The sequence below is a fragment of the Schaalia sp. JY-X159 genome, assembly GCF_014525425.1.
Lineage (GTDB): Bacteria > Actinomycetota > Actinomycetes > Actinomycetales > Actinomycetaceae > Scrofimicrobium.
This window is the reverse complement of sequence record NZ_JACEXI010000001.1, coordinates 689,449-696,484: the sequence shown is the minus strand read 5'-3', so window position 1 is coordinate 696,484 and position 7,036 is coordinate 689,449. Positions and strand designations below refer to the sequence as shown.

5 protein-coding genes are annotated in these 7,036 nt (G+C 58.5%); 3 read left to right on the top strand and 2 right to left on the bottom strand.

Annotated elements, in window-relative coordinates:
• Both IDL90_RS03035 and IDL90_RS03030 read right to left on the bottom strand, forming a co-directional pair.
• Window positions 1-256: transposase (locus tag IDL90_RS03035; protein ID WP_187993918.1), on the bottom strand; the 256-nt coding region annotated here is incomplete at its 3' end.
• A gap of 33 nt (window positions 257-289) precedes the next feature.
• Entirely contained in the window at window positions 290-4,189 is a 3,900-nt protein-coding gene (locus IDL90_RS03030) for a tetratricopeptide repeat protein (RefSeq protein ID WP_187994280.1), read from the bottom strand.
• A 190-nt stretch (window positions 4,190-4,379) separates the two neighbouring features.
• On the opposite strand from IDL90_RS03030, the gene IDL90_RS03025 reads away from it, so the two are divergent.
• The 3 genes from IDL90_RS03025 to IDL90_RS03015 all read left to right on the top strand — a co-directional run bounded on the left by IDL90_RS03025 (window position 4,380) and on the right by IDL90_RS03015 (window position 7,006).
• Window positions 4,380-5,243, top strand: coding sequence for an NYN domain-containing protein (locus IDL90_RS03025; protein ID WP_187994279.1), 864 nt, complete (start codon window positions 4,380-4,382; stop codon window positions 5,241-5,243).
• 34 nt (window positions 5,244-5,277) lie between these two features.
• Window positions 5,278-5,445 carry a hypothetical protein gene (locus IDL90_RS03020; RefSeq protein WP_187994278.1) on the top strand — a complete coding sequence of 56 codons (168 nt, stop codon included), beginning with the start codon at window positions 5,278-5,280 and terminating at the stop codon, window positions 5,443-5,445.
• A gap of 685 nt (window positions 5,446-6,130) precedes the next feature.
• A complete protein-coding gene (locus IDL90_RS03015) occupies window positions 6,131-7,006 on the top strand; it encodes a hypothetical protein (RefSeq protein WP_187994277.1) in 876 nt (291 codons plus the stop codon).
• Window positions 7,007-7,036: the final 30 nt, after the last annotated feature.

Here is a 7,036-nt window from a genome sequence, read left to right as displayed (position 1 = left end):
TTTTTAGGAATGCCGTCTCAGCCCGCAACTCCTGATTCTCACGCTCGAGCTCCTTCAAACGAGCCCGCTCCGACAAGGTGAGCTCTTCGTTACTACCGCCGTGTTCCTCACGATATTTGATCAGCCATCTGCGTAAAGTCTCGGCGCCAACCCCATAGGCCTCAGCGACATCCCTAATCGGCCTCGAGGTAGAAATCACCTCCTGACACAACTCGTCCTTGAACTCCTGGCTAAATCGCCTTCGTGATGCAGTCATCCTACGGATCTCTCTTTCAGTAAGGCCCCCAGTCTAAGAGGGCCCACTATCCGAAATCCCTAGGCCGCCCAGGGCGCCCTCGCTGTCTGGGTTGATGGCCAGCATTTGTTGGGTGTGTTGGAGGGCTTGGGTGTAGGTGGTTTCGGCTTCCTGGTAGCGTTCTTGCGCCTGGAGTACATCGCTAAGTTCTCGGAGCGCACTGGCTGTCAGGAGGTGGGCGAACTCGCTGTCTGGGTTGATGTCCAGCACTTGTTGGGTGTGTTGGAGGGCTTGGGTGTAGGTGGTTTCGGCTTCCTGGTAGCGTTCTTGCGCCTGGAGTACATCGCCAATTTCTTCGAGGGCACGGGCTGCCAGAAGGTGGGTGTGCTCGCTGTCTGGGTTGATGTCCAGCATTTGTTGGGTGTGTTGGAGGGCTTGGGTGTAGGTGGTTTCGGATTCCTGGTAGCGTTCTTGCGCCTTGATTGCAGCGCCAAGTCCTTCGAGCGCGCTGGTGGATGCCAGTAGGTGGGCGAGCTCACTGTCTAGGTTGACGGCCAGCATTTGTTGGGTGGCTTCCTGGTAGCGTTCTAGCGCCTCGAGTGCAGCGCCAAATTTTAGGAGCACGCGGGTTGCCACTAGGTGGGCGAACTCGCTGTCGGGGTTGATGGCCAGTGCTTGTTGGGCGTGTTGGAGGGCTTGGGTGTAGGCGGTTTCGGCTTCCGGGTAGCGTTCTTGCTCCTGGAGCACATCGCCAAGGTCTAGGAGGACGTCCGTGTTGTTGGGGTCGATTGCCAGGGCTTGGGTGTAGGCGTCTTCGGCTTCCTTGTAGCGTTCTTGCTCCCCCAGTACATCGCCAAGGCGTTCGAGCGCTGCGGCTGACAGCAGGCGGACACTCTCATACTCCGCGTCGGTTACCGGGACTTGTTCGGCGTTCGCGAGAGACTCGGTATAGGCGGTCTCTGCTTCTTGGTAATTGTCTACCTCGGCATGCGCCCTACCGAGAAAGAAGGTTATGAGTGTAGCGGCCTTCAACGAATTGGCTTCGTCTGGATCTAATGCGTTGAGAGTCAACGCGAGCTGTTTGGCCTGTTCGCCTATCTTGATTGCGTCGGCCCACCTTTCAGCCTGGACCATGGCTAACTGGGTGCTTTGGTACGCGGACAGAAGCTGTTCTTCGATTGTGCCCGGCTCGTCCTCAGAACGACTACGAAGCTCCTCAAGTGCCATTGATTCAAAGTCGGCGCGCTCTGACAAGCGCCCGGAGGAGTATGCGGTGTCTGCGAGCTCTCGCAAAAGTGCGGTGTGCGCGTCGTGCTTTCCTAGTTCGACCAGCAGTGTGGAGTCGACGGAGTTCATCAACTCACGTTCCCGCTGCTTTTCAAGCCACTTCTCTTCAGCAGGAACCAAGTCCAGTGTGTATCCAGATCCCTTTCGCGCCCTCACACTTGCCCGTAGTACGCCTGCCTCGCTGTGATCTGGAGCCACGCCTATTAGCGTTGTTAGAGTCCCTTCGGCCTGATCCCAGGCCTCCTCGAATACCTGCACTCTTGCTAGCTCCAGAAGTGCGGCTTGCTCTTCGGCAGATTCCGCCTGCTTGTAGAGCTGCGCGGCGTGATCCAAGTGTCGCATTGCGGACAAACTGTGGTGTGCAAGGTGAAGGAATCTTCCACTCTCCATGTAAGACAAGGCAGTCTCTGCAAGTGAATCCTCCTCTGGAAGATCCTCCGGTTCGGCGACTGCTAGATCCAGCTCCTCTGCGACCTCAACAGTTTCCTTAACCACCTGCTGCAATGCAGGAATATCCGGGATCTCTTCACCAAGCTCCGCTATACGTGAGACGAGGGTGATACGTTCTGAGACTGACACGTCGGACCCCAGTGCCTCGGTGATGAACTGTGCTGACTGTTCCCAGGCAGCATCGGCTGCAGCCCGGTTGTGCAGGTGGTCCTGTGCAGTGGCGATTGAGAATAACCAGCTGGCTCTCTCATATGGCGTGGCGTCTGGGTCGGATAGGCAGGCCTCATAGAGCTCAGACGCCCTCGTCCAAAGCGGTGCTGCCTGTTCGTAGTCGCCGCCCTCCTCCCGCTTAATCGCATTGTCGGCAAATCCCTGAGCGAAGTATGCACGTGCTGTTGTGCCGCCAACGTCCTCGACCACACTGGCTTGCGCCTCTAAGCGTTGTGCCGCCACTTCTAGTTCGCGTCCTCGTCCAGAGTGGAAGTACACAAGCAGTGCTCGACACGTGGTGGCGCTTCGCTCAGATATCGCCGTCAAGGCAAGGACGACTTCGAGGTGTCGTCGGAATTCCGATGCAGGTTCTACTTTGCGCTCAGTCACTCTGATGAGGAACGCTTCCGTCAGGATGTCGACTAACTCGCTGAGCTCTGCGGACTGTGCGCTCTCACGGATTGCTCGCGCTGCCAGCTGGTGCATAGTGAGGCGGCCGGACGCCCAGTTTCTTCCAACAAACTCGGTAACGCCATACTCTTCCAACGCCTGCATCACGACGGGTCTACCATGACGGCGAGCCAGCTTCTCGCCGTTTCCAACCCAACTGGTTAGTGCTTCGTGGTCCCAGAGCCAGGTCGGGTAGCCGTCAGGATCGAGGACAGCGCCGACCAGAGCAGCGCGCCTCGCAACCCCGGGGGGTAGACCCTCTGCAGCCTTCTCAAGCGCGATCTGCCAGGTGTGAGAAATTAGGTGCGGGTAGCCTCCGCGGTCGGGTGAGTCAGCCGCATGGTCCATGCGGTCGACTTCCTCAAACTCGCAGATCCACTCGGGAATGGTCATCGCATTCGCAATGATGGTTGCAGAAGCGATCGAGACAGCAAGAGGGTGAAAGTTCAGTGTCTGTGCTAGAGAGTGGCGCCGCGAGTCGTTGGCCAAGGCCGTTTCGGCTGGTCCGCCAGTCCGAGAATCTACTTGCCGCAAGAGGAAACTGTCCGCCTCATCTGCACTGAATACCCCGGCTGTGACGATTTTCCCATGGTCTGACATTCGGATATCAGATCCAAGTGTCGTCACAAGAACCCTGCCGTTTGGATTCTTTCCGGTTGGCATCAGCCCGGAGTCAAGTAGCGACTTCGGGTTGGCGTTGTCAAACACAACGAGCCAGCGCCAGTCACTGGCGGTGAGAGTGCTATGTAGCTTCCTGGCTTTAGCCATCATCTGGTCGCGCGAGACTTGCCCGGCCGTTGCCCCCGCGAGTAAATCCATGGCTTTGGAGAACGCCTCGGCAATACTCTCTTCTTTGGCGGAATCCACCCAGATCACCAGCTGATCCGCGCCGCGACCACCGATGCTGAGGGATTCTTGAACGATTCGCCGCGCAGTGTAGGACTTCCCCACACCAGGTCCCCCTCGAAGCCATATCCGGCGGTCCCCACCGGAGGCCCACAGCATGTCGATCTCATCATCGAATGCCCGCCGTTGATAGGTTGTGCCGACGTCCTGTGGCACATTCACAGTGATGCGTTGTGGAGATGTCCCAAGTGTGGGCCCTGAGGAGATAGGCAACGAAGGAGTGGCGCCGACGTCCTCGTCCGACTTGACGGGTGGCTCCACGCTGGGTGTTCGCGGGGAGCCTTCCACCAGGTACACGATTGTCTGAGCTAGTAGTTCGAAAGCTTGGTTCTCAAGGCCATCGGCGCGCCGAACGGTTTCTGCGCTCAGATCGAAAACGGCAGCAAAGTCGGCGCGTCTGTCTGCGGAACCTCGACCCATGTCGTCCATACCGAGAGCTGGCCCAAGCGCCTCGGCGAACTTGCGGTCCTCCATGAGGTCCAGGGAATCAGCGAGAAACTCCCTCAAGTCAGCTGGGCGGAGCTCAACACCAGTACTAGGACGGAAGCGGGTCAGAGCCGCGTAAACGGCTGGAGCATCTTCAAACCTCGTACGGAGCGCACCACGCTGGCGAATTTTCTTAATGTCCCTGACCAGGTCGGCTGCGTCCACGGTGCCTCTTTCATTGGTGCAGGTGGGCCGCACCGTCTCCTAGAGCCGAACTTACCAGGTTCTTACCGGGTATACCGGGAATCCGCCAGGTAGTTCCCACGTGCTCGCCGGGCCTCCACCGGGTTTGCGTAGGGCACTTTGGTGGACTTGACCTACCACCCAATGACGGGGAAAAAGAAAGGTCAATGACATGAACACCAAACGATTTGAAACTAGGAAAAGTCCTGCTGGGGAGGGCTGGGTGGGCACTCGAATCCTCAACCACCGCCTCTCAAAGTGCTCGAAGACCGGACTGGAACGCTACCGAGACAGGCACCAGGCTCGCGATGGGGCGAGGGCGATCTGCGCAGGTGCGACGCGGAAGCGAGCAAGCGTCTTCGCGTGTCCCGACTGTCAGGGGTTTCACCTGGAGGTGTCCTTTCCCGTACATGATGATGGGGCTGCCGAGCAGCTGGGCTACAACACGCCGCGTAACGGTAGTACTTCGCGGCGGTACGTCCTCGTCGACGTCGAGAACATAACCCACGGGGCAGTGGTGGATGGTGCGCAGTTGCGGCGAATCTGGGCGAAATTGGAGAAGGAGCTCGGCGGTCTCACCCCTAACGACCACGTCGTCATCGGCGCATCCAGGGGGGTCGCGGTCCGCTACAGGAAAGAGCTCGCTCACGTGAATGCCAAGTGGGTTATCGGTGCGAACGCGCCGGATGCGGCTGACGCGGCGCTGCTGAGGGCGATCGACATGCGCAGGGTACCCGGTGAGTTTGATGAACTGGTGATTGTTTCAGGGGACCACGCATTTGCGGGACTGGCGCGCCTCGCATCGGACCGCGGGCTGGAGGTGCATGCGGTCGTTGTTGAGCGGGTGGGTTTCCGTTCTCCGCTTTCAGGGGAGCTGCGACGGGCAGCTGCTCGGGTTTCCCGGATCGCTTGGCCTGCGGGGCAGATGGGCGTGGTTGCGGCGTCCTCGGGCTGTGAAGTTGAGAAGGGCGGTCCTGTGCCCGAGTGCCCGGGCGGGAGTGTCCCCGGTGTCGGGTCGCTGATCGCAGCGGCGTAGAAGTCAACGACGATTTTGAGAGGAGGTGAAATGCATGTCTAAGTCAAAGTCATCCCGGAGCAGCGGTTCAGGTAAGTCCTCAAGCCGCGGTGTGAGCGCAAGCCGACTTCACCAGAAGTCGGGCGCGAGCAACTCGTTTGGCGGGTACACGAAGGTCCAGAACTCGAATGGATCGTTCCGTATGCGTCCCAGCGGTAAGTAGGGCCTGAAGGCACCCCGTCCCCAGCTAACGTGTGGGGGCGGGGTGTTTTGGCAATCTCCGTGGCTGCTCCCGCGGTCAGGAAGACTATCGAGAGGCAGGCGTGTTGAAGGGGGTGACCGCCGGTCATGGGTGGGTGCGATGGAGAATTCGGACGTTTGCCGTCTATAAACACTATATACAGTATCTATCAGCGTGTCGCACCACTATATGTTGGATCTATCGCTAAGTTAGTCCCGGTTCCCACGAGCGGAACGCGTGTTGAAAGGAGGTGAAGATGGCTAAAGGTAGCTACCGGTCTGCGAAGACCGGTCGATACGTGACCCGGAAGTATGGAAAGGGCCACCCTGACACCACAGTCAAGGAATCAAAGTAGCGCTTGGATTCTGTTGTCAGTGGTATGGGCGGCCCCGTGGCTGTAACTATAGCTGCGGGGCCGCCGTGCGGAGGCCGTAATGCGTCGCAGGTTGCCCGTTTTTCTCGCATGAGCACGTTGGGAAGCCCAGCGGATCGCTGACGATCTGCGCCATTCCGATGTGAAGAAAGGATAGGCACCTCCCTGCATCCAGGTGGCAAACGCAATGGTCCACTCAAGTGAACTGGTGGTTCGCACCACGCATACAACCGAACAGGTGTATGAATGAGGGATCAGTTCCATCGTCGCGATATCTTCCAAAGGTGATGCCGAATGCCGAATGAGCAAGCAAAGAAGTCCAAAAAGTCCCTGTGGTGGTTGGTTGCGCTAGTGGCGATTGCGCTAGCAGTTGGCGGTGGGGTGCTCTGGTACACGCAGGTAAAGGTGCCCCACGACTTGGAAGTAGCCGAACACGAAGCGGCCGTGGCAGAGTTCAATTCTGCGGCCGAGGGACTGGAAGCGAAGAATGATGCGCTGGCCAAGAGCATTAGTGAGCTCGAGGCTACGATTAACTCCGAGAATCCTCCGCTGGATCCCGAGCTGATCCAGAGCTCTGGGGCCCTGATCGGACAGGCTCAGGCGGAGTTGGTCTCCGTGCCGGCGATGCCAGCGGAGACTGACGAGATTCTGGCCGCTGCCTCGAAGATGAACGAAGTCCCGCCGTTTGATACGCAGATCGCCAAGCTCGAGGAAGCACTCGATGTATTTGAGCAGAGCGTGGCTCAGATGGAGCAGGTGACAAACCCTCCAGAACAGTTCGTCATCGAGCGCATCACAGGTCTACCGAACATAGTTGGCGTGCAGGCAGCAACCGAGGAGAACGATCCCAACGGGAAACTTAACAAGCAAGGCGGATACACCGCAGCCGTGTTCTTCACCTCCGACTTGGTGGACCGCAGCCTGATCTACGAGGAAGGGGATATTGTCTCCGTTGGAACTGAAGGCGGAGGGGCCGTTGAGGTGTTCTCAACAGTCGAGGATGCTGAGAGTAGAAATGAGTACTTGGCAGCGTTTGACGGCACGATTCTTGGGCCGGGATCCCATTCGGTCGTTGGGACCTGCATTATTCGCACATCTGATCATCTGACTGCATCTCAACAAGAGGCATTGACAGCGTCGATTCGGGACTCACTGGTGCGATTGGACTGAGCGGACCTAGAGGTGGCCGTCTACCTGCGT

What these genes read in the sequence shown, in the direction of transcription:
- IDL90_RS03025 (WP_187994279.1), top strand. Translation starts at nt 4,380, where the DNA reads ATGAACACCAAACGATTTGAAACTAGGAAAAGTCCTGCTGGGGAGGGC.
- IDL90_RS03020 (WP_187994278.1), top strand. Translation starts at nt 5,278, where the DNA reads ATGTCTAAGTCAAAGTCATCCCGGAGCAGCGGTTCAGGTAAGTCCTCA.
- IDL90_RS03015 (WP_187994277.1), top strand. Translation starts at nt 6,131, where the DNA reads ATGCCGAATGAGCAAGCAAAGAAGTCCAAAAAGTCCCTGTGGTGGTTG.